General features: G+C 62.3%; 19 protein-coding genes. 12 read left to right on the forward strand and 7 right to left on the reverse strand.

Annotation, left to right across the window (positions count from 1 at the left end; all coding sequences use genetic code 11):
* Position 1: 1 nt before the first annotated feature.
* The 4 genes from HNP55_RS04950 to dnaA form a co-directional block, all read right to left on the reverse strand.
* The gene (locus tag HNP55_RS04950) at positions 2-1681 is read right to left on the reverse strand and encodes an RNA-binding domain-containing protein (protein ID WP_184296819.1); all 1680 of its coding nucleotides are present in this window, start codon (positions 1679-1681) and stop codon (positions 2-4) included.
* A gap of 9 nt (positions 1682-1690) precedes the next feature.
* Positions 1691-4255, reverse strand: coding sequence for a DNA topoisomerase (ATP-hydrolyzing) subunit B (gene gyrB / locus HNP55_RS04955; RefSeq protein WP_184296821.1), 2565 nt, complete (start codon positions 4253-4255; stop codon positions 1691-1693).
* 112 nt (positions 4256-4367) lie between these two features.
* Complete coding sequence (gene dnaN, locus HNP55_RS04960) at positions 4368-5489, reverse strand: DNA polymerase III subunit beta (protein WP_184296823.1); 1122 nt, start codon at positions 5487-5489, stop codon at positions 4368-4370.
* A 200-nt stretch (positions 5490-5689) separates the two neighbouring features.
* Entirely contained in the window at positions 5690-7282 is a 1593-nt protein-coding gene (dnaA, locus tag HNP55_RS04965; protein WP_184297825.1) for a chromosomal replication initiator protein DnaA, read from the reverse strand.
* A gap of 326 nt (positions 7283-7608) precedes the next feature.
* Here dnaA and rpmH point away from each other — a divergent pair, with 326 nt between their 5' ends.
* The 4 genes from rpmH to yidC all read left to right on the forward strand — a co-directional run bounded on the left by rpmH (position 7609) and on the right by yidC (position 10311).
* Complete coding sequence (rpmH, locus tag HNP55_RS04970) at positions 7609-7743, forward strand: 50S ribosomal protein L34 (protein ID WP_054021782.1); 135 nt, start codon at positions 7609-7611, stop codon at positions 7741-7743.
* Positions 7744-7760: 17 nt separating this feature from the next.
* The gene (locus HNP55_RS04975) at positions 7761-8216 is read left to right on the forward strand and encodes a ribonuclease P protein component (protein ID WP_184296825.1); all 456 of its coding nucleotides are present in this window, start codon (positions 7761-7763) and stop codon (positions 8214-8216) included.
* An 80-nt stretch (positions 8217-8296) separates the two neighbouring features.
* Entirely contained in the window at positions 8297-8599 is a 303-nt protein-coding gene (yidD, locus tag HNP55_RS04980) for a membrane protein insertion efficiency factor YidD (RefSeq protein WP_184297827.1), read from the forward strand.
* A complete protein-coding gene (gene yidC, locus HNP55_RS04985; RefSeq protein WP_184296827.1) occupies positions 8596-10311 on the forward strand; it encodes a membrane protein insertase YidC in 1716 nt (571 codons plus the stop codon). Before yidD ends, yidC begins: the two co-directional genes overlap by 4 nt.
* Positions 10312-10423: 112 nt before the next feature.
* Here yidC and HNP55_RS24615 read toward each other — a convergent pair whose 3' ends face one another.
* The 3 genes from HNP55_RS24615 to HNP55_RS05000 all read right to left on the reverse strand — a co-directional run bounded on the left by HNP55_RS24615 (position 10424) and on the right by HNP55_RS05000 (position 14640).
* A complete protein-coding gene (locus tag HNP55_RS24615) occupies positions 10424-11287 on the reverse strand; it encodes a hypothetical protein (protein ID WP_184296829.1) in 864 nt (287 codons plus the stop codon).
* A gap of 144 nt (positions 11288-11431) precedes the next feature.
* Entirely contained in the window at positions 11432-14212 is a 2781-nt protein-coding gene (locus tag HNP55_RS04995) for a serine/threonine-protein kinase (RefSeq protein ID WP_348648663.1), read from the reverse strand.
* Positions 14122-14640, reverse strand: a complete 519-nt coding sequence (locus HNP55_RS05000) for an ECF-type sigma factor (protein ID WP_184296833.1) — start codon at positions 14638-14640, stop codon at positions 14122-14124. The genes HNP55_RS04995 and HNP55_RS05000 overlap by 91 nt, the downstream gene beginning before the upstream one ends.
* Positions 14641-15129: 489 nt before the next feature.
* On the opposite strand from HNP55_RS05000, the gene mnmE reads away from it, so the two are divergent.
* The 8 genes from mnmE to HNP55_RS05045 all read left to right on the forward strand — a co-directional run bounded on the left by mnmE (position 15130) and on the right by HNP55_RS05045 (position 24582).
* A complete protein-coding gene (gene mnmE, locus HNP55_RS05005) occupies positions 15130-16500 on the forward strand; it encodes a tRNA uridine-5-carboxymethylaminomethyl(34) synthesis GTPase MnmE (RefSeq protein WP_184296835.1) in 1371 nt (456 codons plus the stop codon).
* Between the two features lie 186 nt (positions 16501-16686).
* Positions 16687-17898, forward strand: coding sequence for a tyrosine-type recombinase/integrase (locus tag HNP55_RS05010; RefSeq protein WP_184296837.1), 1212 nt, complete (start codon positions 16687-16689; stop codon positions 17896-17898).
* Positions 17899-18701: 803 nt separating this feature from the next.
* Positions 18702-19508, forward strand: coding sequence for a hypothetical protein (locus HNP55_RS05015; protein ID WP_184296839.1), 807 nt, complete (start codon positions 18702-18704; stop codon positions 19506-19508).
* A 123-nt stretch (positions 19509-19631) separates the two neighbouring features.
* Positions 19632-19871: a helix-turn-helix transcriptional regulator gene (locus tag HNP55_RS05020; protein ID WP_184296841.1), complete on the forward strand. Its 240-nt coding sequence runs from the start codon at positions 19632-19634 to the stop codon at positions 19869-19871.
* The gene (locus HNP55_RS05025; RefSeq protein WP_184296843.1) at positions 19868-20158 is read left to right on the forward strand and encodes a hypothetical protein; all 291 of its coding nucleotides are present in this window, start codon (positions 19868-19870) and stop codon (positions 20156-20158) included. Before HNP55_RS05020 ends, HNP55_RS05025 begins: the two co-directional genes overlap by 4 nt.
* A gap of 695 nt (positions 20159-20853) precedes the next feature.
* Positions 20854-21024 (forward strand): hypothetical protein, encoded by a 171-nt coding sequence (locus HNP55_RS05035; protein WP_184296847.1) that lies wholly within the window; start codon positions 20854-20856, stop codon positions 21022-21024.
* The gene (locus tag HNP55_RS05040; RefSeq protein ID WP_184296849.1) at positions 21021-21551 is read left to right on the forward strand and encodes a hypothetical protein; all 531 of its coding nucleotides are present in this window, start codon (positions 21021-21023) and stop codon (positions 21549-21551) included. The genes HNP55_RS05035 and HNP55_RS05040 overlap by 4 nt, the downstream gene beginning before the upstream one ends.
* Positions 21535-24582: a DUF927 domain-containing protein gene (locus HNP55_RS05045; protein WP_184296851.1), complete on the forward strand. Its 3048-nt coding sequence runs from the start codon at positions 21535-21537 to the stop codon at positions 24580-24582. The genes HNP55_RS05040 and HNP55_RS05045 overlap by 17 nt, the downstream gene beginning before the upstream one ends.
* Positions 24583-24886 lie beyond the last annotated feature (304 nt).

Consider the following 24886-nt stretch of genomic DNA (forward strand, 5'->3'; position numbering starts at 1 on the left):
CTCATAAATCTCTCATAGATGAGTCCGCATTTAAGAGAGCCCAAGAAGGTTGCCCATCAGTTCCCGTGTTGGTGATTTGGCCTTTGCGCCGAAGCTCGGTGAGCAAATTACCTACCTTCGCCTTGCGTTGCTTGTCGCTCATCCAATCCGGCAGCTTGTTCCAGAGCAGTTCGTCAATGTCCTTGCGCGCCAGCGAGCCGTGCTCTTTTACTGCCTTGCAAATCAGGTCTAGGTAGTACTGTTTATCGAATGCTAGGTTCTTGCTGTAGCTGGCCTTCTGGCCGGTCTGCTGCGCCAGCGACTTGGCAATAAAGTAGTTGGGCTTGCGCCCCTCGATCAGGCCGCCAGTCTTCAGGCGGCGCTCTTCATCGGCATTCAAGGCATGGCGCTTCTGCACCTTGTCCAGCGCCATGATGTCCGGCAAGGCCAGGCCGCCATCGCGGGCCAGCATGCGGGCGTAGTCCATGTCTAGCACCTTGCCAGTCAGCGTGAGCTGCACTCGGGTACCCGACAAGTCGTAATCCGGCATCGGGAAAAAACGCTGCCTTTGAAACATGAAAAGCTTGCGGATGCCCCCGCCCGCAGTGTCAACCATCTTCAGATTGAACATGGCCGTTGCCAGAAAGCGGTTGCGGTAGTGCTCCTCGGGGGCGTCTTCCATCACCACGCGTTGAACGTCGCCCGGCACAAAGCTTCCCTTGTTGGTGAAGCTCAGGCTCTCTTCCCGCTCCACCACGTTGATACGGCCGGCCAGCGTGTAGTCCTGATGCGCGATGCAGTTGTTCAATGCCTCACGGATCGCATAGGGCTCGTACTGGTCAATTTCCTCCGGAAACAGCGTGCCTTCGCGGATATAGCGGTACTTGAGGTTGCGGATCTTGGCGTAGACCTTGTCCACTGCCAGCAGCAGCGGCATGCCAAACACGGCGTAGTCACGGTCATTGCCCGCATGATCCTTGAGTATCCAGCGGATCTTGGCCTCTGCGGGCAGCAAGAAGTGCTCCGCTTCTTCCCGGCCAAGCAACAGCAGCGAGGCCCGCGTCTGCTTGCCTTTGATCGTCAGTTTGGCCTTGTTCAAAAAGGTAGAGTCATCCCAAGCATCTACCTCAGCAGCCTTGTCGGCGAATTTGGCTCTGTAGTTGCGGCGGGCCACCACCAAGGCTTCTTCATCCAGATCAGCCAAGCTGGCTTCTGGCACGATGACGGCACTCCAGTCATCCACGGTGGATTGGGCCCGGATGCGCTCGATCTCTTCCAAGTTCAGGGGGCCTAGCTCTTCCCCATCGCGCCCGTAATAGTGCCCATCAAAAGCGACTGGCAGTCCTCGGGGGGAGGCAGGAATCTCAAGCATGACGACCCGGCCTTCGGGCCGGAACACCTCGTGAATCTCGACGAAGGTGATGTGGTTCGTCGTCTTGCTGGCGATCTCACCCTTCAGGTGGTCCAAGTCTTTGCGCGCCGGTCGGAAGGCTGAGCCCACCACTTGTCGCCGATCATTGACGCCAAACACCAGCCAAGCCGCAGCCGCACCTTTTAGATTTGCCTCATTGCACAGCGCAGAAAAGTACCTCCCCAATTTTGAGAAGTCATAGCTGTTCTTGGCCTCTTTGAACTCGACCACCTCGTTTTCGGCGGTCAGCGCCAACAGGCTATCCAGCTTCGCGTTGATGTCTAGGCTCATACCGACAGATCAAACGTCGATATTCCCCGCCCTCAACGCATTCGTCTCAATGAAGTCACGCCGTGGCTCCACCTCATCCCCCATCAACATGGTGAACACGCGGTCGGCTTCGATGGCGTCTTCGATCTGCACGCGCAGCAGGCGGCGGACGGTGGGGTCCATGGTGGTTTCCCAGAGCTGGCTGGGGTTCATTTCGCCCAGGCCTTTGTAACGCTGACGGCCGACGGCGTTTTCGGCCTGGGTCATCAGCCAGTCCATGGCGGAGCGGAAGTCGGCGACCTTGCTTTCCTTGGCTTTTTCGCCCTCGCCCTTGCGGACGATGGCGCCCGCGCCGATCAGGCCCTTGAAGGTGATGCCGGCACCGGCCAGCACTTCGTAGTCGGCGCTGTGGCAGAAGTCGGCATTGATGATGGAGGAGCGGGTGTTGCCGTGCTGCTTGCGGCTGATGCGCAGCAGCAGCTTGTCGGTACGGGCGTCGTACTCGCTAGTGACCACGGCCTCGTGCAGGGCGGCCTGCATGGCGGTGGCGGCGGCCTCGGCGGATTCCTTGTTGTCGAGGTTGATCGCCAGGCCGCTGGAGAGCACGCGCAGCGCTTCGAAGTCCATCCAGTTGGACAGGCGGGTGATGACGCTTTCGGCCAGCACGTATTGGCGGGCCAGGGCCTCCAGCGCCTCACCGCTCAGCACCGCATCACCAATGCCGGTGTGCAGATGCGCATCCTGCATGGCGATCTTGAGCAGGAAGGCGTCCAGCTCGCTGCCATCCTTCAGGTATTGCTCATGCTTGCCGACCTTGACCTTGTAGAGCGGCGGCTGGGCGATGTAGATGTGGCCGCGCTCGCAGAGCTCGGGCATCTGGCGGTAGAAGAAGGTCAGCAGCAGGGTGCGGATGTGGGCGCCGTCAACGTCCGCGTCGGTCATGATGATGATGCGGTGGTAGCGCAGCTTGTCGGGGTTGAAGTCATCGCTGCCGGCGCCGCGGCCGATGCCGGTGCCTAATGCCGTGATCAGCGTGATGATTTCATTGCTGGTCAGCAGCTTCTCGTAACGCGCTTTCTCGACGTTCAGGATCTTGCCGCGCAGCGGCAGGATGGCCTGGAATTTGCGATCACGCCCCTGCTTGGCGGAGCCACCGGCGGAGTCGCCCTCGACGATGTAGATTTCGCACAGCGCCGGGTCTTTTTCCTGGCAATCGGCCAGCTTGCCGGGCAGGCCCATGCCGTCGAGCACGCCTTTGCGGCGGGTCATTTCGCGGGCCTTGCGGGCGGCTTCGCGGGCGCGGGCGGCGTCCAGGATCTTGCCGCAGATCATCTTGGCGTCGATGGGGTTCTCAAGCAGGAAGTCGGTAAGCAAGCGGCCGACGATGTCTTCCACCGGCGCGCGCACCTCGCTGGAGACCAGCTTGTCCTTGGTCTGCGAGCTGAACTTGGGCTCGGGCACCTTGACGGAAACCACGCAGGCCAGGCCTTCGCGCATATCGTCACCGGCCACCTCGACCTTGGCTTTTTTGGCCAGGTCGTTGTCGACGATGTATTTGTTCAGCACCCGGGTCATGGCGGCGCGCAGGCCGGTCAGGTGGGTGCCACCATCCCGCTGAGGAATGTTGTTAGTGAAGCAGAGCACGTTCTCGTTATAGCTCTCGTTCCACTGCATCGAGACCTCGACGCCGACATTGGTGCCCTGCTCGCTGATCTTGTCGCCCTGGGCGTGGAAGATGGTGGGGTGCAGGGTGTTCTTGCCCTTGTTGATGAACTCGACAAAGCCCTTCACGCCGCCCGCGTAGGCGAAGTTGTCTTCCTTGTTATTGCGTTCATCGACCAGGCGGATCTTGACGCCATTGTTCAGAAAGCTTAGCTCGCGCAGGCGCTTGGCCAGGATCTCGTAGTGGAAATCGACGTTGCTGAAGATTTCGTCGTCGGGCAGGAAGTGAACCTCGGTGCCGCGCTTGTCGGTGTCGCCGACGATCTTCATCGGGCTGACCTCGAAGCCCTCGCGCATTTCCAGCAGGCGGTCTTGCGGCACGCCCTTTTTGAACTCGACCTGGTGGATCTTGCCCTCGCGGCGCACCGTCAGGCGCAGATGCTTGGACAGCGCGTTCACGCAGCTCACGCCCACGCCGTGCAGGCCGCCCGAGACCTTGTAGCTGTTCTGGTTGAACTTGCCACCGGCGTGCAGCTCGGTCAGTGCGATTTCGGCGGCACTGCGCTTGGGCTCGTGCTTGTCGTCCATCTTGACGTCGGTGGGGATGCCACGGCCGTTGTCGCTGACGCTGATGGAGTTGTCGGTGTGGATGGTGACGATGATGTCATCGCAATGGCCGGCCAGGGACTCGTCGATGGAGTTGTCCACCACCTCGAAGACCAGGTGGTGCAGGCCGGTGCCGTCCGAGGTGTCGCCGATATACATGCCGGGGCGCTTGCGCACGGCCTCCAGGCCTTCCAGGATCTGGATGGAGTCGGCGCCGTAGACCGCGCCGGAGGACGCTTCCGCCGTGACGGCGGCTTGTTGCGCTTCGTTCAAACCGTTGGCGTTGGCACCGCTGGGTGCTTGCTCATTGCTAGGAACATCTGTCATCTGGGACTCTCTCTCACACCGGCATGCGCCAATTGGCAGCTGCCTTTAAAAGCACTGAAGCGGGCCGGGTTCCAAGAACCGCTAGCCCGCTTGGGTCATTCGTTAGCTGGGATCAGATCCGCATCGGCATCACGACGTATTTGAAGCCGCTCTGCTCGGGGATGGTGATCAAGGCACTGGCCGAGCTGTCGTTCAGGTCGATGCTGACCATGTCCTGGCTCATGTTTTGCAACACATCCATCAGATAGGTCACATTGAAGCCGGTCTCGATCAGGTCGCCGCCGTAGTCGATCTCGATCTCTTCCTTGGCCTCTTCCTGCTCGGCATTGCTGGAGGCGATGGAGAGCAGGCCGGGCTCGAAGCTCAGGCGCACGGCCTTGAACTTTTCGCTGGTCAGGATGGCGGCGCGCTGCAGCGAGGCCAGCAGGGTCGTGCGGCCCAGGGTCACGTTGAATTTGTGGTTCTTGGGGATCACGCGGTTGTAGTCGGGGAACTTGCCCTCGACCAGCTTGGTGACGAACTCCATGCCCGAGAAGCTGAACTTGGCCTGGTTGCCGGCAAAGCGCATCTCGATGGGCTGGTTTTCTTCCTCGCCCTTGCCGTCTTTGAGCAAGCGCATCAGCTCCAGCACGGTCTTGCGCGGCAGGATGACTTCCTGCTTGGGGATCTCGGTTTCCAGCTCGGCCGAGGCCAGGGCCAGGCGGTGGCCATCGGTCGCGACCAGGGTCAGGCTCTTGCCTTCGGCCACAAAGAGAATGCCGTTCAGGTAGTAGCGGATGTCGTGCACCGCCATCGAGAAGTGCACCTGGTTGATCAGGCTCTTGAGCGTCTTCTGCGGCACGCTGAAGGCGGGGCCGAAGTCGGCCGCTTCCTGCACCAGGGGGAAGTCGTCCGAGGGCAGGGTCTGCAGGGTGAAGCGGCTCTTGCCGCCCTGCAGATTCAGCTTGGAGCCGTTGACGGCCAGCGAGACGGTCTGGTCCGAGGGCATGGAGCGCAGGATGTCGATCAGCTTGCGGGCGCCGACGGTGGTGGTGAAGTCGCCGGCGTCGCCGCCCAGCTCGGCCGTGGTGCGGACCTGGATTTCCAGGTCGCTGGTGGTCAACTCCAGCGAGCTGCCGGACTTGCGTATCAGCACATTGGCCAGGATAGGCAAGGTGTGACGCCGCTCAACAATGCCGGCAACGGCCTGCAAGGCGGCAAGAACCTTGTCCTGGGTGGCTTTCAACACAATCATGTCAAACCTCTTTTCTTCTCTTCACTCGTTTGATTTGGCGGCTGGAGCGCGCACGGTGCCTGCTGGATGCTGCAGGCACCGTACTCCAGCATTTTGACCCAGATATCAGCTGTTTCTGAGCGCTGTCAACCTTAGTCTTTGCGCCGTTTGTGTTCTTTGGGCCGGGGGAGGGCAGCCCAGGGCCCGCCCGCACATGGGCCTCAGCCCTTGAGCGTCTGCTCCAGCACGTGCAATTGCTGGTTTAGCTCGGTGTTCTTCTGGCGCTCGCCCCCGATCTTGCGCACGGCGTGCAGCACGGTCGTGTGGTCACGGCCACCGAACAGCTCGCCGATCTCGGGCAGGCTCTTTTGCGTCATCTCCTTGGCCAGATACATGGCAATCTGGCGCGGCCGGGCAATGCTGGCCGGGCGCTTCTTGCTATACATATCGGCAATCTTGATCTTGTAGAAGTCGGCCACCGTCTTCTGGATGTTCTCCACCGAGACCTGGCGGTTCTGGATCGAGAGCAGGTCCTTCAGCGCCTCGCGGGCCAGCTGGATATTGATCTCCTTGTGCGAGAAGCGGCTGTAGGCCAGCACCTTGCGCAGCGCGCCCTCCAGCTCGCGCACGTTTGCGCGCACGTTTTTGGCGATGAAAAAGGCTACGTCCTCGGGCATGGGCGTCTGCTCGGCCTCGGCCTTCTTGATCAGAATCGCCACCCGCATCTCCAGCTCGGGCGGCTCGATGGCCACCGTCAGGCCGGCGTCGAAGCGGGAGGTTAGGCGCTCATCGATGTCAGCCAAACCTTTGGGGTAGGTGTCGCTGGTCATGATGATGTGGGCGCGCTTGGCCAGCAAGGCCTCGAAGGCGTTGAAGAACTCCTCCTGCGTGCGCTCCTTGCCGGCGAAGAACTGCACATCGTCGATCAGCAGCAGGTCCAGCGAGTGGTACTTGGCCTTCAGTTCATCAAAGGTCTTGCGCTGGTAGTTTTTCACCACGTCGGAGATGAATTGCTCGGCGTGCAGGTAGAGCACGCGGGCGTCCGGCTTGTCGCGCAGCAAGGCATTGCCCACGGCGTGGATCAAATGGGTCTTGCCCAGGCCCACGCCGCCGTAGATGAAGAGCGGGTTGTACATCTGGCCGGGGGCGCCGGCCACATGCAGGGCGGCGGTGCGGGCCATCTGGTTGGCGCGGCCGGGCACCAGATTGTCAAAGGTCAGCGCGCTATTGATGCGGTGGCGGCTGGCGCTGGGGGGGAGGTTCTGCGGCAGATTTTGCGGCTGGCTTGGTGCTGGCAAGGGCTGCTGCAGCTGTGCCTGCGGCGGTTGCAAGAGCTGGCCAAAGTTCTGCTGCGAGCCCATGGGCTGGGGCTGCGGCCTTTGTGCGACCGGCTGGCCCGGGGTCGAGCCGCCTCGTTTCAGGTTCAGATGCGAAGCCGCGCTGGCGGCCAGTTGCACCGCCGGCTGGGTCACGGGACGCAGGCCGTTATGCAGAATCTGGCCGACGGCCATGGCTTGATGGCTGGGCGCCGTCATCGGGCGGGCCATGGGTTCGCGGGCGGCCAGGGCCAACTCCAGGCGGGCGGGCTTGCCGGCCAGCTCACTCAGGATGGATTCGATGCGGCCGGCGTACTGGTTGCGGATCCAGTCCAGCTTGAAGCGGTTGGGCACGCGCAAGGAGAAGACCAGGGCATCCAGCCCCGCGCCATCGGCGACCACGGCCGGCGGCAAGGGGCGAATCCAGGTATTGAATTGTTGTTCAGGCAGCTCGGTGGCCAAACGCTCACATCCGCGTTGCCAAAGGTCTGCACCCATCGAGTCCGCGCTATGCATGTCTGCGCTCATTGTGGAAAACTTGTTCTAGAGCGGCCGGATTGTACGGGTTCAAGGCCGGCCAAACCCAGGTTATCCACAGAATTTTCGAGTCGGTCAATCCCGGGCAATCCCCTGGGGATAAGCCGTGGGCATTGACCCGCGGCCAAAGATTTGGTGTAATCGCGGGTTTTCCAGACGCCGAATGAAGCGGAGGGGCTGTGTGCCTGTCCTTGCCTTGTGGCAGTGCTCTGGCGCCCGGCGACCGCTCGCCCGTAACAGCTAAAGCGTCATCCGACGTCCTTAGACCTTCTCAAGAGGCCTCCATCATGAAACGCACTTATCAAGCATCCAAGACCCGTCGCGCCCGCACCCACGGCTTCCTCGTCCGCATGAAGACCCGCGGCGGCCGTGCCGTCATCGCTGCGCGCCGCGCCAAGGGCCGCAAGCGTCTGGCTGTCTGAGCCCAGGCACACGCCCTGTGATCGGCCGTATCGTGCGATCGGCCGACTTTGAACGCGTGCTGGGTCGTCCCAGCCGTGCGCGCAGCAATCACTTTGCTGTCCATCATCTGTCCGCCCGGCCCAGCCAGCCTGCCAAGGCTTTATCCACAGCCGAGCGTGAGTTATCAACAGATGCTGCACAGCAAGTTCACATCCCTGTGGATGAGTTACCGCCCGATGCCTGTTGGCTGGGCGTGGTGGTGCCGAAACGGCATGCCAAGCGCTCGGTCACGCGTTCTCTGCTGAAGCGACAAATCCGTGCGGCTTTCGACCAGCAGCCTTCTCTGCCACCCGGCCTCTGGGTGGTGCGCCTGCGCTCGCCTTTTGACCGCAAGCTATTCCCCAGCGCCTCATCCGATGCGCTGCGCGCCGCTGCGCGCGACGAGCTCACGCAGCTGGTCAGCCGTGTGCTGAACAGCCGCAGCAAGCCCTGAGCCGTCCCCCTCCTCAGCATTCGACACCGAAGATGATGAGCAGCAGCCGCCCCGAGCCCTCCGTATCCGCCCCACTCGGTCTGGCCCAGCGCCTGCTGATCGGCTTGGTGCGTGGCTATCGCTTGATGCTCAGCCCTTGGCTGGGGGCGTCCTGCCGTTTCACCCCGACCTGCTCCGTCTACGCGATCGAAGCCCTCGAACGTCATGGGGCTGCGGCGGGTACTTATCTGGCAGCGTACAGAATCCTGCGTTGCAACCCTTTTTGCGCGGGCGGCCATGATGGCGTGCCCGAGCATGCGCCAGCCTTGTTCAGTCGATTGGGACTGGGCAGGCCGGCGCCCTCCAAGCCCATCCCTCCCTCTCAACCAGAAGCTTCCCCATGACTGATATACGCCGCACCGTGCTGTGGGTGGTGTTCACCATGTCCCTCGTCCTGCTCTGGGACGGCTGGCAAAAGCACAACGGGCACCCGTCCATGTTCAGCCCCGCAGCGCCCAAGGCCGTCGCCACGGCCGCTTCGGGCAATGGCGCCGTGGGCCTGCCGACGCCTGCCGTCGTGCCGGGCGCCGTGCCCGCGCCCGCCGCTGCGCCTGCGGTGCTGGGCAGCGAGAAGGTGCATATCAAGACCGATGTCTTGAACGTCACGCTGGAAACCCTGGGCGGCGACGTCAGCCGGGTGGAGCTGCCGGCTTATCTGGACGTGCCGGAACCCGGTCTGTTCGACCCGCTGCTGCAGGCCGTGGGCCTGAAGCAGAAGCCGGTGGTCGTGCCCAAGCCCATCGTGCTGCTGGACGCCGCGGGCAAGAGCTACAAGGCGCAGTCCGGCCTGCTGGGCTCGCAGGGTGAGCAACTGCCCAATCACAACACCTTGATGACGGTGCTGCCTGGCGAACGCGAGCTCAAAGACGGCATGAACGAGCTGACGGTGCGCATGGAGTCGCCCGTGGTCGGTGGCGTCAAGCTGGTCAAGACCTTCAGCTTCAAGCGCGGCGACTATGTGGTTGGCGTGCGCCATGAGCTGGTCAACGTCGGCACGGCCGCCGTGACGCCCCAGGTCTATGTGCAACTGGTGCGCAATGGCACGCCGGGCCCGCAAAGCGCGGACTTCACCGGCACCTTCACCGGCCCGGCGGTCTACAACGAGAACAGCAAATTCCACAAGGTCGAGTTCAAGGACATCGACAAGGGCAAGGTCGAGATCGACAAGACCGCCAACAACGGCTGGGTGGCCATGGTCCAGCACTACTTCGCCAGTGCTTGGCTGCATAACGAAGCCGGTCACCGCGAGTTCTTCGTCAAGAAGGTCGCCGCCGCCGTGCCCGAGCAATACGCCGTCGGCATGGTCTTCACCCAGCCCCAGCTGGCACCCGGCGCCACGCAGATCCGTGACGACCAGCTCTTCGTCGGCCCGCAGGAAGAAAAGAAGCTCGCCGTGCTGGCCCCCGGCCTGGAGCTGGTGAAGGACTACGGCATCTTCGCCATCCTGGCCAAGCCGCTGTTCTGGCTGCTGGAGAAGCTGCACAGCTATCTGGGCAACTGGGGCTGGTCCATCATCGCCCTGGTCGTGCTGCTGAAGGCCGCGTTCTACTGGCTGAACGCCAGCGCCTACCGCAGCATGGCCAAGATGAAGGCCGTGGGCCCCAAGATCCAGGCCATGCGCGAACGCCTGAAGGACAAGCCGCAAGAGATGCAGCAAGAAATGATGCGCATCTACCGCGAGGAGAAGGTCAACCCCATCGGCGGCTGCCTGCCCATCTTCCTGCAGATGCCTTTCTTCATGGGCTTGTACTGGGTGCTGCTGTCCACCGTTGAAATGCGTGGCGCGCCCTGGCTGGGCTGGATCACCGACCTGTCGGCCAAGGACCCCTACTTCATCCTGCCCATCTTGATGACGCTGTCCAGCCTGCTGCAAGTGGCCCTGGGCCCCAAGTCGCCCGACCCCATGCAGGCCAAGATGATGTGGTTCATGCCGCTGGCCTTCAGCTTTATGTTCTTCGTCTTCCCGTCCGGTCTGGTGCTGTATTGGCTGACCAACAATATCTTGTCGATCGCTCAGCAGTGGATGATCAACAAGCAGCTGGGTGTGCAGAACTAAGCCCTGCCGCTGACCAACAAAAAAGCCTCCGCACGCGGAGGCTTTTTTTCATGGGCGAGAGGAGATGGGGGAAAGGAGGTGATCAGCCTGCCGCCCTCAATGTCATGGGCGATCAGGGCTGCAGGAACGTGAACACATTGATGCTGCCATCGCTTTGCACGGCAGTGTGAACGATGACCTGCTTGGTGAGTCCCGTGCTCACCGGCACCACATAAAGCACCCAGCGCAGGGTCTTGCCGCTGCCGGTGACCAACCCGTTGGGGCTGAACAAAGCGTCAAGTTGTGCGGCGTCGAATGTCGTCACCGAGGCCGGGCTGCTCGTGGTGTCGGTGACCGTTGCCGACGAATGGTCGGCAGCAACAGCCACCGTGTTCGCACCTCGCAGCATGCTCGTGCCGTTAGCACCGCATTCCAGCGAGCTGAAAGCGAAAGCCGTGCCGAGCATCAAGCGTGCCGCGCTGCCCCTGAACACCGCCGCGCCCGTGTCCGAGCGCAGCGCCAGATGGTTGGTGTTGTAGCTGCCGCTGCGGCAGGTGAACAAAAGGCTGCCGTTGTACTGCATGGTGCCGACGCTGGTGGCGTTGCTGGCAACCGGGTCGGCCCAGTTCATTACCTGGTTGAAACTATCGCTGGTCGTGACCTGCAAGGTGCTGCCAAGCGCAATGCACTGCGTGGGCGCCGTGCTGCTGCTGCCGTAATAGTTCGCCACGGTCGCCGTGCCGGTGGCGCTGGCCGTGCTGTAGACATCGTAGGTGGGGGTCAGCCAGCTGTTGCCGCTGCAAACCGGGGCGGGTGTTGGCGCGGGAGCCGGTGCTGGTGCAGGCGCGGGAACTGGCGCTGGCGCGGGAGCAGGAGCAGGAGCAGGGTTGCTGTTGTCCGAGTTGCTACCGCTGCTGCCGCCACCGCAGGCGCTCAGCAAGGCCGCCAAAGCCACCGCAGTCAGCGCTGTGGTTCCGATTCGTTTTCCGTTGTTCATCGCAAGTCCTTACAAGGTGGCGGGCTCGGGAATGAGCCTGCTTCAGACTGCTTAACGGAAAGACGGGTGGCCAAGCGCCAGAGCTTGGGTCATCGAAACGAAAATTTCCCGGCAAGGCCAATTGGGTGACCTGAAAGGCGCAGTTCAGGACGTTTGTATTTTTTCAGCCTCGCGCAGCAAATTCAGAAACTCAGCGTAGTAGCGCTCACCGCCCCCTTGCTCCAACTGCTGCTTGAAGGTGTGCAGGCGCCCCAGTTCGGCCGCGTCCATGCGAGCATGCTGGGCGATCAAGCGCCAGGCACGCGACTGCCATGCCAATTGCGTCGTGTTGCTCACGGCCAGCGCATGACGCCACAGGCGCAGTGCTTCTTCCTTATTACCCTGAGCCAAGGCCAACTCGCCCCGGCGCAAGTCGAGCGCCATGGTCCAGGACGGAGCTTTGGTGAAGTAGGTGTAGCTTGGCTTCGCCGCGTCCAGCCATTGCTTGGACAGCTCAAGATCACCCTCACGCAAGGCGTTGGCGGCGCAGACCTGAACCATGTGAGTCGTGTAGTAGGGGGTGCTCGCCTTGAACGACTGTTTTTGGTAGCTTTGGCAAGCTGACTTGACGGCAGCCCAATCGCCCCCGCGCCAAGCCATGCCGAGTGCGAGCACCTGCACCTGATCCCGTACGCCGCCGTAGCCTGCGTTGGCAGGCAGTTCAACGATGCGCAAGGCGTCCGCCATGAGTTGGCGGGCCTCTTCGCGTCGCTGGCCTGCAAACAGCACGCCGGCTAGGCCGATCTTGTTGCGCGCCAGGCCGATGTAGTCGGCGCCCATAGCCTTGTGCATGCTGCTCACGCTGTGGCTTAACAAGGCTTCTGCTTCGGCAGGGCGCTGACCATGTTCGGCCAATACACCGAGAAAAGCCTCCAGTGTTGACGCCTGCCACGATTCAACACCGTAGTCTCTTTGGTTGGCTTCCAGGCCTTGTTTGACCGCAGCGTAAGCTTTTGGGATTTCGCCAAGATACAGACGCAGGACGCCCAGAAGGATGCTGGATTGACTGGCATTGACGTCCTTCAATGGCGCGGCCAATGCGACTGCGCGCTCCAAATAGACGGCGTCTTCAGGTTCAGCGTGGGTATGGAAGCGAAAGCCGAATCCGCCCAATTTCTCGTACAGCGGTACCAGTCGATAGGGGTCTTGGACGTGGTGGGATTCGTAGATGGCCTGGGCTTGCTTTGCCTCGTTGTAGCCTTCCTTGAACTCCCCGGTAGCCTCCCGGATGTGTGAGCGGCCGAGCAAAGCGTCGGCATAGGGAAGACTGTCTGCGCCATGGGCTCGAAGGGCTTCTTCCACGCGGGTTTGGGCCAAAGTCGTGGCGAGATCAACCAGCCCCAGTTGCTCCACCATGGGGGCCAAATCGTGAAGCAGTTTCGCCCGGGCCTCGGGCTGGTCCTTTAACTCGGTCAAAGCGCGTCGCGCCCCGCGCTCGATCACGTCTTTCAAGGGCAGATCAGGCAGCTTGACGTTGGCGGTCTTGTCGTGATCGGGGTTGAACAGCCCGAGTACAAAGTCATACATCGTCTCGGCCCTCTTGGCCTCGCTCCGCGCCTGATGTGAGGACATCAAGGCCCAAGCCGTCGTGCCCACCAATGCCAGCGCAGCCAGCGTGCTGAGCGCTACCGCTACAAGATGCCGGGTCACAAAGCGTCCGGCTACATAACGCCAAGACGGAGCCCGAGCCAGTACTGGCAGGCCGGCCAAATGCCGACGCAGATCAGCTGCCAGCGCTTCCACCGTGGCATAGCGCTGGTCGGCTTCCTTGGACAGGGCCTTCAGCACAATCGTGTCCAAGTCACCGCGCAGGGCCTTGCGGCGTGCCGGGTCTTGCGCCTGCTGTGAAGGCGGGGCCGGATTGAACTCAAGAATCGCCTGCTCCAAGGCATGCCGGTGCCGGGCCGAGGCGGCTGCATAAGGGGTTTGGCCGCTGAGCAGGCGGTAAGCCAGCACGCCCAAGGCGTAGACGTCGGACGCCACACCCGGCGCTTCGCCGCGCACCTGCTCGGGCGAGGCGTATTCCGGCGTCATGGGGCGTTGGCCCAGCTGGGTCAGCGCGGTCTGCTCGGGAGTGTTGGCGTCTTCCAGCAAGCGCGCAATGCCGAAGTCCAAGAGCTTGGCCTGACCATCGGCCTGCACCAGCACATTGGCGGGCTTGATGTCGCGATGCACCACCAACTGGCCATGCGCGTATTGAAGGGCATCGCAGATCTGCAACAGCAGGGTCAGGTCTTGCCTGACCGAGGATCGCTGGGTCTGGCACCAGCTCAGCAGGTCCTGGCCTTGCACATGCTCCATCGCCAGCCAGGGCAGGCCTGCAGGAGTGACGCCGGCATCGAACAAGCGCGCGATGCCAGGATGATTCAGACGCGCCAGCACATCGCGCTCGCGCCCGAAGCGCTCGGCCAGATGGGGGCTCGGGCTGTGCGGCAGCTTGAGCGCCACCTCGCGCTGGAACTCGCCTTGCGCCGGGCGCGCCAGCCAGACGCTGGCCATGCCACCGCGACCCAACTCGCGCATCAATTGCCAGGGGCCCAGCACCTGATCGGGCGCCCATGCATCAGGCTTTTGCGCGGGCGTGGTGCCGCCCAGAGGCAGGCTGGCGGCTTGCGCCAGAAAGCCGGCCGCATCGGCCGCGGCGTCGGCGCGCATCAGCTGCTCCAAGGTGTCGCGCCAAACTTGTTTGACCGTGGGCAAGCCATCCAGAAATGCGGCCCGCTCGGCCTCGGGCAGAGCTAGGAGCTCGTTCAGCAAAGGCTCGATTTCGGCCCAGTGTTGCAGCATCGGTGCGTTCATGGGGTCAACAGGGTCCAGAGTACGGCGCGTGCCTTTTGCCAATCGCGTTGCACGGTGCGGCGGGCCACGCCCAGCAATTCCGCGCATTCGGTTTCTTCCAGCCCGACGAAAAAGCGCAGCTCCACCAAGCGTGCCAAGGCGGGGTCGCTACGTGCCAGATCGGTCAGCGCTTCGTGCACGGCGAGGTATTCCTCATCGCGGTGGGCCAGGGTCGGCAGTTCATCGAACTCAAGATGGGTGGCCTGCCCGCCGCGTATGGCAGCCTGCCGTGCGCGTGCGTAGTCGATCACCAGCGAGCGCATGGCCGAAGCCGCATAAGCCATGAAGTGCTCGCGACCCATGGCTGCCCAATCGGCCCGGCGCGAGAGCCGAAACCAGCTCTCATGCACCAGGGCGGTGGTATCCAGCAAGGTCATGGGGCCGCTGCGCCGCAAACGCTGGCGTGCCAGGGCTTTGAGATCCTGGTACAGCGCCTCCTCCAGCAAGGGGCTGGCTTGCAATTCTTCTCGAGTCAAAACAAATCCTATCCAGCACGAGTTCCTAGGGCGGAGCGCATCATGCCGTGAGAAGGTGGCGCCCTCAATGAACCCCAGGGTCGTGACGCCTACGCACAACGCGCCGACGCCGGAAATCGCCTCCGTCGACAAGGAGATTGGGCTGGGCGAGCCAGCATTGCATTGCCGCTCCGTCTGGAAAGCGGGGTCCGAGTCGATCCGGCACAAAATCACAAAGCCAACTGGCGCGGGCCTCCCACCCCCGCTTGGGGGGCTTTTTTGTTTCAGAGATCTCGACTTAAATCCCCTCCATGCGGGGCAGAGAATCGCAACCGGGCCGAAGCCATACAGCTGGGCCGGGTTTGTGAAAGGCACTCGGTCCAGGCTCATGCGAGCGCTGAACCTCTGCCTCCCCCGCGCCATCTTCTTCTAACGCGCTGACTCTGCGGATTGCAGGCTCGGCGCGTTTTGTTTTTGGCGCCTTGCCGCGCAATCGCGGAAAATCCCCCCATGCTCGCCCGCCACCAAGACCCCATCGCCGCCATTGCCACCGCCCCCGGACGCGGAGCCGTGGGCATTGTGCGAGTCTCCTCCCCGCAAGACCTGAGCCCGTTTGTGCAGGCCATCTGCGGCCGTGAGCTGAAGGCGCGTGAAGCTAGCTACTTGCCCTTCAAGGCCGCCAGCGGCGAGGCCATAGACCAAGGCCTGGCCCTGCTCTTCCCCGCGCCCCATTCCTACACCGGCGAGCATGTGCTGGAGCTGCAAGCCCATGGCGGCCCGGTGGTGCTGCAACTGCTGCTGGCCCGCTGCATGGAGCTAGGCACTGAGCTGAATCTGCGCCTGGCCGAGCCGGGCGAATTCACCCAGCGCGCCTTTCTGAATGGCAAGCTGGACCTGGCCCAGGCCGAGGCCGTCAGCGACCTGATAGACGCCAGCACCGAGGCGGCGGCCCGCAGCGCCAGCCGGGCCCTGGCCGGTGCTCTCTCTTCCGAGGTGGGCGAGTTGCGCGACGCCTTGATCAAGCTGCGCATGCTGGTCGAGGCCACGCTGGACTTCCCCGAGGAAGAGATCGACTTCCTGCAGCAAGCCGATGCCCTGGGCCGCCTGGCCCGGCTGCAGGCGCGGTTGGAGGCTGTGCTGGACCGAACCCGCCAAGGTGCCTTGTTACGTGAGGGCATCAAGGTCGTGCTGGCCGGCCAGCCCAATGTGGGCAAGAGCTCCCTGCTCAACGCCCTGGCCGGGGCCGAGCTGGCCATCGTCACCGCCATCCCCGGCACCACCCGCGACAAGGTCAGCCAGACGATTCAGATCGAGGGCGTGCCACTGCACATCAGCGACACCGCCGGCCTGCGCGAGGCTACCGACGAGGTCGAGCGCATCGGCGTGGCGCGCAGCTGGGACGCGATTGCCGATGCCGATGTCGTGCTCTTTCTGCACGACCTCACCCGCGTGGGGCTGGCCGAGTACGAGGCCGAGGATGCCGAGATCCGTGCGCGCCTGAGCGCCGTGGACCCGGCCCGCATTCTGCAGGTCTTCAACAAGGCGGACGCGGCGCAAGCGTCCGCGGCCCAGGGCCTGAGGCTGTCGGCCAAGACCGGTGCAGGCTTGCACGAGCTGCGCCAGGCCCTGCTCCAGCATGTGGGCTGGCATGCCACGCCCGAGGGCTTGTTCATCGCCCGCGAGCGCCATGTCCAGGCCCTGAAGCACACCCGCGAACACCTGGCCCTGGCGCTGGCCGTGGCCACGCAGGAGCCACCGGCCCTGGACCTGCTGGCCGAGGAGCTGCGTCTGGCCCACGACGCTTTGGGCGAGATCACCGGCAGCTTCAGCGCCGATGATTTGCTGGGGGAAATCTTCAGCAAGTTCTGTATCGGAAAATAACAGCACGTTCGCGGGGGTCCGGGAGGGTTCGGCGAAACATGAATTTCTATATGAAAATCAATCACTTGGCTTCCGTCATCGTCCAGCGACGTGCGCCGAAAGCCAGCGTTTTTTGAGTCCAAGTTTGAGTCCAAGAAGCAACTTGGACACAATGCAGGCATTTACTTGGACTCACCGGGGCTCCACATGCCACTGACCGACACCGCTTTGAAGGCCATCAAGCCCAAGGACAAGCCCTACATCGTTTCCGACGACCGGGGCCTTTATGTCGAGGTCTTCCCCTCGGGCGGCATCGTCTGGCGCTACCGCTACCGGCTGGGCGGCAAGCAAGAGAAGCTGACCCTGGGGAAGTACCCGGCCTTGAGCCTTCGCAATGCCAGGCTCAAGCGTGATGAGGCGGCCAGCGCCGTGGCCCTGGGCCAGTCACCCGCGCAGGAAAAGCAGCAGGCCAAGGCTGAGGTGCTGGAGTCCGTCACCGTGGCCGAGTTCGGAGAGCGCTTCTTTTGCGAGGTGGTGAACAAAGATCGCCAGGACACCAGCATCCCGCGCCGGTACTTCGATAAGTCGATAGTCCCGGCCATTGGTGCCAAGCAGGTGCGCGAGGTCAACACGGAAGATGTGCGGGCCATCATCTGGAGCAAGAAGGATGAAGGCTTCGACGCGGCGGCCGGTGTGGTGCGCGGCCTGTTGAAGCGGCTGTTTGACTACGCGCTAACCTGTGGTGCTGCCACCATCAATCCAGTGCTGGCCCTACCTATGCGCCATGTCCACAAGGCCAAGTCCCGGGAGCGCACATTAGCGCCCGAAGAGATAGGTGTTTTCTTGCGGGCGGCCATTGAGTCGAATATCCGCCGCCAATTCAAGCTGGCCCTTCATCTGATCCTGTTGACCATGGTTCGCAAGTCCGAGCTGCTGCAGGCCCGCTGGGAGCATGTGGACCTGGAGCAAGGCGAGTGGCAGATACCCGCTGAGAACTCCAAGACCGGCAAGCCTCACATCGTCTACCTGTCCCGCCAGGCGATGGAGCAGTTCAAGGAACTGCAGGCCCTGGCCGGAACAAGCGCCCTGGTGCTGCCTGGTCGGGGTAGTCTGACCAAGCCCTTTGCACAGAACGCCATCAACACGGCACTGAAGACCGCGCTGCAGGGCCAGGACATACCGGCCTTCACCATTCACGATCTGCGGCGCACGGCATCGACCCTGCTGCATGAAAACGGCTGGCCCTCGGATGTGGTGGAGAAGGCCTTGAATCACACCATTGGCGGCGTGCGTGGTGTCTACAACCGGGCCGAGTACGCACCACAGCGCCGCGAGATGCTGCAGTTCTGGGCTGATCTGGTCGAGGCTCAATTGATGCAGGGTCGGGTCATCATGGGCAAGTTCAAGCGGCAGGCTTGATGAGTGCCAAGTAGTAGCACGATGAGGGCCGCAAGGCCCTTTTTGCTGGCCGCGTGGTGGTGGGGGTGTGGCGGGTTTGCCTTCGCGCCGTGTGCTGAGGGTGTGGGCACTCCAGACCAAAGGCTGCCAAACTGCAAAACAGGCGGGAACGCGGGAACAGGCGGTAACGTTAGCGGGTGAAATTCGACAAGAACCCAGCAACCATGCGGGTTGCTGGGCGATGGGGTGCAAAAGAAAATAACGGGAACAGAGACGGGAACAGGACGGGAACACGGGAACAAAAAAGAGAAGAAGAAACTCATTCATTACTTCTTTCTTGTCTATGTGTTGGCCGCCTGACCTGTTCGAGCTAGGCCGCTTGCTGGTGCCGACTGCCCCGGCCAAAGTTCACGGGTCCTTCCCGGGGTGACTTGCTGCGAGGGTAATTCGCGCCCCGTTTTTTCTCTAGATGCCGCTCAGCCACATAGGTAAGTAAGTAGGTCTAGAGCGTGCATTGAGGCGCGGCAAGGTGCGGAACTGATTCCCCGGTAGGCATGCGAAAGTAAGTAAGTCAGCGGAAATAGGGGGCAGTGCTCGCTTGAACTGCTGGTGCAAACGGCCTTGCACGATGGTGGATTTGCGCCGCGATAGAAAAACCGGCCCGCCGCCGCCCCCCGCCGCAGAAAGGTAGCGGTGAACGCTTGCTTGTACTTTTCCTGATTCAGACAATCCTTAGGCCGCGCCCGGCTCGGGATTGATCCCCCTGGCTTGCTCTGTGTCCCCTGCAGGAGGGCGCGGCCCTTCAATCAGGGGCAGGGGGTTTTATGGCGAACAATGCAGGCTCAGCAGAGCCGGTGAAAATCAATGCTGCCGATTTCGTAGGGTTGCCCGTTCTTTTTGACCAATGGGCAATGGCCAGCGGCGCAGTTGATAGGGCGACGGTGGCCCGCGATGTCTTGCAATCAATAAGTCGTCTGGAAATAGGCGGCCTGTATGTCCTTCAGGGTAGCCGACCTGTGCCTATTCGTGTTCGATGGGACGCTTGGGTCGAAGGCTTGGAAGTCCTTGACACGGAAGATGGTGAGCCTCTCAAGTTCCCCCCAGTCGATCATGACAAGCTGCTCGCAGCGCTCTATCGTGCGTATGTTGGCGAGCGTTTAAGTCCTGATTCATTCATGCGAGGTGGAAACTGTTTATTCAGGCTCGGTGCTGTCGGCATTGATCGGGCGGACGCAGCCAATGTGCTCGCGGCGGCCAAAGATGCAGATTTATCCCCTGTCCCCACAAATCCGGTTCTGACCCTGGTCCCCACTGCCTCAACAAAGCAGGCTTTGCCTGCTGGTGTTGTTCAGCCAGTTGGTGGCACCTGGCCGCATCAGCTTGGAGCCTGGACGGACGCGGAGCGGGAGGCCATGTTCAAGATGCGGCATTTATCCAAGATGACTGGGGCAGCCATCGCGCAGGTTACTGGCTGCTCGCGCCAATGCATTGATGAGCAAATCGGTCCTGCCAAACTGGTGAACGGATGGGCGGCCAAATCAGGGTGGTGCCCATCGACTGCGGTACTGACGGCTTGCAAACTCCCCCTGCAACCCTTGCAAGCCCTTGCACAAGTTGGCGGGCGGCGTTGAACAGGCCTCAGTCAGGGCGGGCGAAGCCCGTTTGCAAGGCAAATGCAAGGTGACGCAAGGAAGCGTGCAGCGCAAAGATTCGTCATCGCTCTACGGAGCTTTCACGGATGAGGTAAGACTGCTATGCACTTGGTAACTGAGAATCGCCCACAGGTTCAGCGTGATCGTCTTTTGAGGCTGCCTCAATGCGAGGCTCTTACAGGCCTCAAGAAGAGTTCCATTTACACCTTGATGAAGCGCGGCGATTTCCCCCGTTGCGTTCAGCTCACCGCCCGCTGCGTGGCGTGGCCTGAGTCCACGGTCTTGCAGTGGGTTCAGAACCGCATCAACAAAGCCCAGCAAGGCGCCGAGGTGCAACCATGAGCGCAGCCCTGCATAAGCAGCTTCGCTCAGAAGCCCTTGAGCGCCGTTGCAAGACCACGGCGGCGGGTGAGGTGGTGATTGGCGCACATGGCGGGGCCACTGGCCTTGCGTTGGCTGCATTGGAGGCCTCGCTAACCAAGGTGCTGAACCAAGCAATGCCCCGCTCTTTCATGTTTGAAGGTGTCCGGTATCGGGTCAAAGTCTCTGAGCTGGTGGCGCAGTTTGAGGTGCGTGACCAAGACGGCCAGCCGTTGATTGATGGCTTTTTGCCTTTGTCGATCAAGTAGGCCCGGCCATGGCAACAGCTCGACAACGTAGGCGCCTTCACGGCGTCAAGGCAGCCTTGCCCGTAGAGCCGAAAACCACGGTCAGCAGAACCTACAACAGCGCCGCGAAGCAAAAGTCTTGCATCACTGATTTTCTGGTGAAGCGTGGCGCAGCAGGCGCCCTGCGACTTGAGATAGAGACTGCCTGCGGTGCGCCTTGCGTGACCAAACGCATTTCTGAGCTTCGGCGCGAGGGCGTGCCAATCCAAACGGGGTGTGATGCCATCGAAAGTGAGCGAGGCCAAAACCGGGCCGCACGCTACTTCCTTTCGGCGGCAAACCCTTTGCAGCGTGAGCTATTCCCCGGCGAGCCTGGGCCTGTTTAGCGGCCTGGATAAGCCGTTATTGAGGCAGGCTGCGATTCCACCCGCCGACCCAAAAGGCAGCGCCCGCACAACGTCTGGGCATGCCGAAGAACAAGGCAAGATCAATCGTGTTAAATTCATTCCCGGTGCTTGAAAACACCTTGAGATACGCGGATAGCCGCCCCGACAGCGCGGCTTTGTCACGCCCCTATTCCGTCTGGTTTATGGGCGAGATGGGCCTATCCGTGAGGGTGGCCGCCAGACGTATCTCTGGTTTTCAACATCTCGCCCACCCTTTGTCGCGTGAAAACGGCAAGGGTGGCTTCAGTCTCGATACGGAGCCCAGACACCATGACTACCCAATCCAGCGGCATGCTCGCCGCTTCGCGCCTCACCGAGGGCGCCCCCGCCCATTACCTGCGCCGCGTGGCGCATTCCATCATTCTGCGGGCCGCCTTGCGCGGCCGCATAAGCTGGCCCGTGGCCTTGCTGATGCTGAACAAGCTGGGGGGTGTGCAATGAATACCCGCGCTACCCTGTTGGCCGCAAAAAAAGGCCAAGCCAAGAGGCCCATCACCAGCATGCCGAAGGGCCGAGCTGCTGCAACGGACAAGGCAGCCGCACCCACCTTCCCTGCGCGGCGTGGCTACGCTCCGCAACTCGATTCGGCCACGGTGGCCGATCTGCCATTTACTCAAGGCGGCGAGTTTGGTGAGCCGTTGCGCCGTTGGGCACCCGCTGAAGTGGAGGATTACGGCCAAGCCTACCTGTTGGGCATGGAGTACGCGGCGCACTTGATGCAGTTCAAGAAGGACAACCCCGGCATAGCCTGTATCAACATGCTGGGGCACATCGTGGCTGATATGGATTTCAAGGACAAGGGCGCTGCAAAAGGCTGCATCGTGGGGTTCTTCGTGCAGATCGAGCGGGCCATGCTTGCAGCTGCGCAGGCTGTGGACGTGTTCAAAGACCTGGATGCAGCCACGGCCCACCTGAGGCCTGAGCACGCGCCAACAAAGCGAGGGGGCAAGCATGACCGGGCCACATAAAGCCAAAGCCCCGCGCATCATCACACCGGCCCTGGTGCGTGATGCCCTGGCCAGCATCCCGCCTGATGTAGACCGCGAAACCTGGGTGCGCCTGGGTATGGCTGTAAAGGCCGAGTTGGGCGCGGAAGGCTTCGAGCTGTGGGATAGCTGGAGCCAACAGGCCAGCGACTACAGCGCAACGGCTGCCAAGGACACATGGCGCAGCATCAAGGCCGGTGGGCGCGTCACGGTGGGCACGTTGTTCGGCATTGCCAAGGATCATGGCTATCGCTTCCCCGAGGCGGCAAATGATTCAACAGGTGGGCAGCCCAGCCTCGAGGCTTTGGCCGAGGCTGAGCGCCTGGCAGAGCGCAAGCGAAAGCAACGCGAGGCCGAGGCGGCTGAGTATCGTGAACGGGCCGAGCAAGCGGCCAGGGATGCAGCCGAGCTTTGGGACGATGCGCAGCAAGAAGGCGTTAGCCCTTACCTGGCCCGCAAGTGCGTGCAGGGCTACGGCGTGCGCTTCTTGCCAGATGGCACGCTCTTAGTGCCCATGCGCAACGCAGCCGGGGAGCTGCACAACGTGCAACGCATCGCACCGGCCAAACCTACCCCTGAGCAAGAGGCGCGGGGCTGGCGGGAAAAGCGCTTTCTCTCAGGTGGCCGCAAGGTGGGCATGCTGCATTGGTTGGGTGAACCGGGCGGCGCCGCTGTGCTGTGCTTGGTTGAGGGCTACGCCACGGGCGCCAGCATCCATGAGGCTACAGGCCTGCCGGTGGCGGTGTGCTTTGATGCGGGCAACTTGGCTGCGGTAGCTAAGGAACTGTGCCCGCTGTTCCCTGGTGCGGCTTTCTTGGTCTGCGGTGATGACGATACGGCCACGGCGGAACGCACGGGCAAGAATCCCGGGCGCGTGGCTGCGGCGCAGGTATTGCGGGCGCTGAAGGCTGCGGGCGCGGTGGCTGGTGATGTGTTCCCGGCCCAGGGCTGCAATGACTTCAACGATTTGCATCAGGCTGCCGGTCTGGAGGCTGTTGCAGCGCTGGTTGAATGCGCGGCGGCAGGCTTGCCCGCTGTGGCTGCGACGGGTGTAGCAAGACCTGACCCCGGGCATGCCTTGGCAGACCCAAGGCCTGAGCCTGAGAGCGAGCTAGCGCCAGTATCAAAGCTTGCCAAAGGTAGGGGCAGCAATGTGGTGAGCTTGCCGAAGAGGCAAGCAGCAGGGGCCGTAGGCGGCAAGGACGACGGCAAGGATGGCGGGCAAAAGGAGCATGGCCCGACCGACCCTTTCTATATGACTGACGAAGGAGTCTTCTTTGTGGCACGGGACGCCGAAGGTAATGAGCGGAAGCCTGTATGGGTGTGCTCTCGGCTGGTGGTCGCGGCTAGGACTCGTACGGATTCGGCAGACGCGTGGGGCTATCTTCTAGAGTTCAATGACCCTGATGACAACGCGAAGTCTTGGGCTATGCCAGCTCATTTGCTGGCTGGCGATGGCAGCGAGGGTGCGGGCTACTTGAGGTCAATGGGGTTAATGCTGGCGCCCGGACCGCAGGCTAGAACCCATCTAGCCAAATACATCCTTTCCCGGAAAGTTGAGGCGCGAGCCATCTGCACTGATCGGGTGGGTTGGCATGACAACGTCTATGTTCTGCCTTCAGGATGCATTGGGCAGGTTGAGGGGCGCCGCTACGTCTACCAAAGCGAAGGCGGCATTGATGACCAATACAAACAACGGGGCGAGCTGAGCCAATGGCGGGATGCAGTATCGGCGCTGGCCGTGGGCAATTCGCGTTTGTTGTTTGCGCTGTGCTGCGCCTTTGCCGGGCCGCTGTTGCGCCTGGCTGGCGTGGAGAGTGGGGGCTTTCAATTCCGGGGCGACTCCAGCGGCGGCAAGACCACGGCGCTGAAGGTGGCGGCCAGCGTCTACGGCCCGCCCGGGTATATGCAGCGCTGGCGCACCACGGATAACGCACTGGAGGCCACAGCGGTGCAGCACAGCGACTCGCTGCTGATCCTAGACGAATTTGGTCAGTTGGAGCCCAAGGTGGCGGGCGAGTGCGCCTACATGCTGGCCAACGAGCAGGAAAAAGGCAGGGCCACCCGTGGCGGCCTAGCCAAGCGTCGGCGCACATGGCGGCTGCTGTTCTTGTCCTCTGGCGAGCTGGGGCTTGGCGATCACATGCGCCAGGCGGGCAAGGACATGCGGGCCGGACAAGAGGTCCGCTTTGTGGATATCCCCTTGGACGCTGGCGTCGGTATGGGCGGCCTTGAATGCCTGCATGGCTTCGGTACGGCCCAAGCATTGGCCGAGGGTATCACTCGTAATGCAAGTCAGTACTACGGCTTAGCCGGGCGGGCCTGGGTGGAATGGTTGGCCAAGCACTTCGAAGCGCTTCCGGCTGAGCTGGGGCCGCTGATCGATTCACAGAAGGCGGCGCTTGTGCCAGCGGCTGCAGCGCAGCAAGTCTTTCGCGTGGGCAATCGCTTTGCGGTGGTGGCCGTGGCGGGCGAACTGGCAACGCGGGCGGGCATCACCGGCTGGCAGCCGGGGGCGGCCTCAGCAGCTGTGCGCAAGTGCTTTGATGCTTGGTTGGGGGCGCGAGGCCACATGGACAACGGCGAAGAAGCGTCCATGCTGCGACAAGTGAAAGCTTGGCTGGAGAAGAACGGCGATGCACTGTTTACCTGGAGCCATCGGGCTATGGATGACCATCGAGGGAATACACCCTACCGCGGTGGCTTCAAGCGCCTGGTCGGGGAGGATGGCAAGCCCTTGAAGTTCGATGCAGCTACCGACTACTTGGAGAAGCACAGCGCCTCTGAGTCTAACGAGCGCCTGCATGCGTTGGTGGAGTTCATGGTGTTGCCCGAGGCCTTCCGCCAGGATGTGGCTAAGGGCTTTGATCCCGGCGCCGTGGCGGCGCTCCTGAAGCGGCGCGGTCATTTGATCCATGAGAAGGACCGGACAACCAATAAGCAGCGATTGCCCGGCATGGGCTTGGCCCCTGTGTTCCACATCAAGCCCAGCATATTTTCGGATGAGCTGTAGGCGCGGCTGAGGCTGGCTGCGGGCCGGTAGTTGCGCATGGGGAGCCGCTGGCCAGCAATGGTGCAGCGGCTTCGTTCTTTGTGCAGGCGGTTGGGCCTGCAGTAGCGGAACAGCAGAACCTTCTTGCGGGCATTCGCTTTGAGCTGGGAGCGCCGAGTTTGGCGTTACCGGCTGTCAGGAGGGGGATGCCCCGACATCCGCGAGTAAGTGTCTTGCCGCCTGGTCTTGGGTTGGCGGGGGCATGTACAAGTGCGGCGATGGGTCAATGGCCAGGGTCGCCAGCTTTCGACTGGCGAGGAACTTT

The organism is Roseateles oligotrophus (genome assembly GCF_014204525.1).
GTDB classification, from domain to species: Bacteria; Pseudomonadota; Gammaproteobacteria; order Burkholderiales; family Burkholderiaceae_C; genus Paucibacter_A; species Paucibacter_A oligotrophus_A.

What these genes read in the sequence shown, in the direction of transcription:
- rpmH (WP_054021782.1), top strand. Translation starts at nt 7,609, where the DNA reads ATGAAACGCACTTATCAAGCATCCAAGACCCGTCGCGCCCGCACCCAC.
- mnmE (WP_184296835.1), top strand. Translation starts at nt 15,130, where the DNA reads ATGCTCGCCCGCCACCAAGACCCCATCGCCGCCATTGCCACCGCCCCC.
- HNP55_RS05010 (WP_184296837.1), top strand. Translation starts at nt 16,687, where the DNA reads ATGCCACTGACCGACACCGCTTTGAAGGCCATCAAGCCCAAGGACAAG.
- HNP55_RS05035 (WP_184296847.1), top strand. Translation starts at nt 20,854, where the DNA reads ATGACTACCCAATCCAGCGGCATGCTCGCCGCTTCGCGCCTCACCGAG.
- gyrB (WP_184296821.1), bottom strand. Translation starts at nt 4,255, where the DNA reads ATGACAGATGTTCCTAGCAATGAGCAAGCACCCAGCGGTGCCAACGCC.
- dnaA (WP_184297825.1), bottom strand. Translation starts at nt 7,282, where the DNA reads ATGGGTGCAGACCTTTGGCAACGCGGATGTGAGCGTTTGGCCACCGAG.
- HNP55_RS24615 (WP_184296829.1), bottom strand. Translation starts at nt 11,287, where the DNA reads ATGAACAACGGAAAACGAATCGGAACCACAGCGCTGACTGCGGTGGCT.
- yidC (WP_184296827.1), top strand. Translation starts at nt 8,596, where the DNA reads ATGACTGATATACGCCGCACCGTGCTGTGGGTGGTGTTCACCATGTCC.
- HNP55_RS04950 (WP_184296819.1), bottom strand. Translation starts at nt 1,681, where the DNA reads ATGAGCCTAGACATCAACGCGAAGCTGGATAGCCTGTTGGCGCTGACC.
- HNP55_RS04995 (WP_348648663.1), bottom strand. Translation starts at nt 14,212, where the DNA reads ATGCGCGGAATTGCTGGGCGTGGCCCGCCGCACCGTGCAACGCGATTG.
- HNP55_RS05015 (WP_184296839.1), top strand. Translation starts at nt 18,702, where the DNA reads ATGGCGAACAATGCAGGCTCAGCAGAGCCGGTGAAAATCAATGCTGCC.
- HNP55_RS05040 (WP_184296849.1), top strand. Translation starts at nt 21,021, where the DNA reads ATGAATACCCGCGCTACCCTGTTGGCCGCAAAAAAAGGCCAAGCCAAG.
- dnaN (WP_184296823.1), bottom strand. Translation starts at nt 5,489, where the DNA reads ATGATTGTGTTGAAAGCCACCCAGGACAAGGTTCTTGCCGCCTTGCAG.
- HNP55_RS05045 (WP_184296851.1), top strand. Translation starts at nt 21,535, where the DNA reads ATGACCGGGCCACATAAAGCCAAAGCCCCGCGCATCATCACACCGGCC.
- HNP55_RS05020 (WP_184296841.1), top strand. Translation starts at nt 19,632, where the DNA reads ATGCACTTGGTAACTGAGAATCGCCCACAGGTTCAGCGTGATCGTCTT.
- HNP55_RS05025 (WP_184296843.1), top strand. Translation starts at nt 19,868, where the DNA reads ATGAGCGCAGCCCTGCATAAGCAGCTTCGCTCAGAAGCCCTTGAGCGC.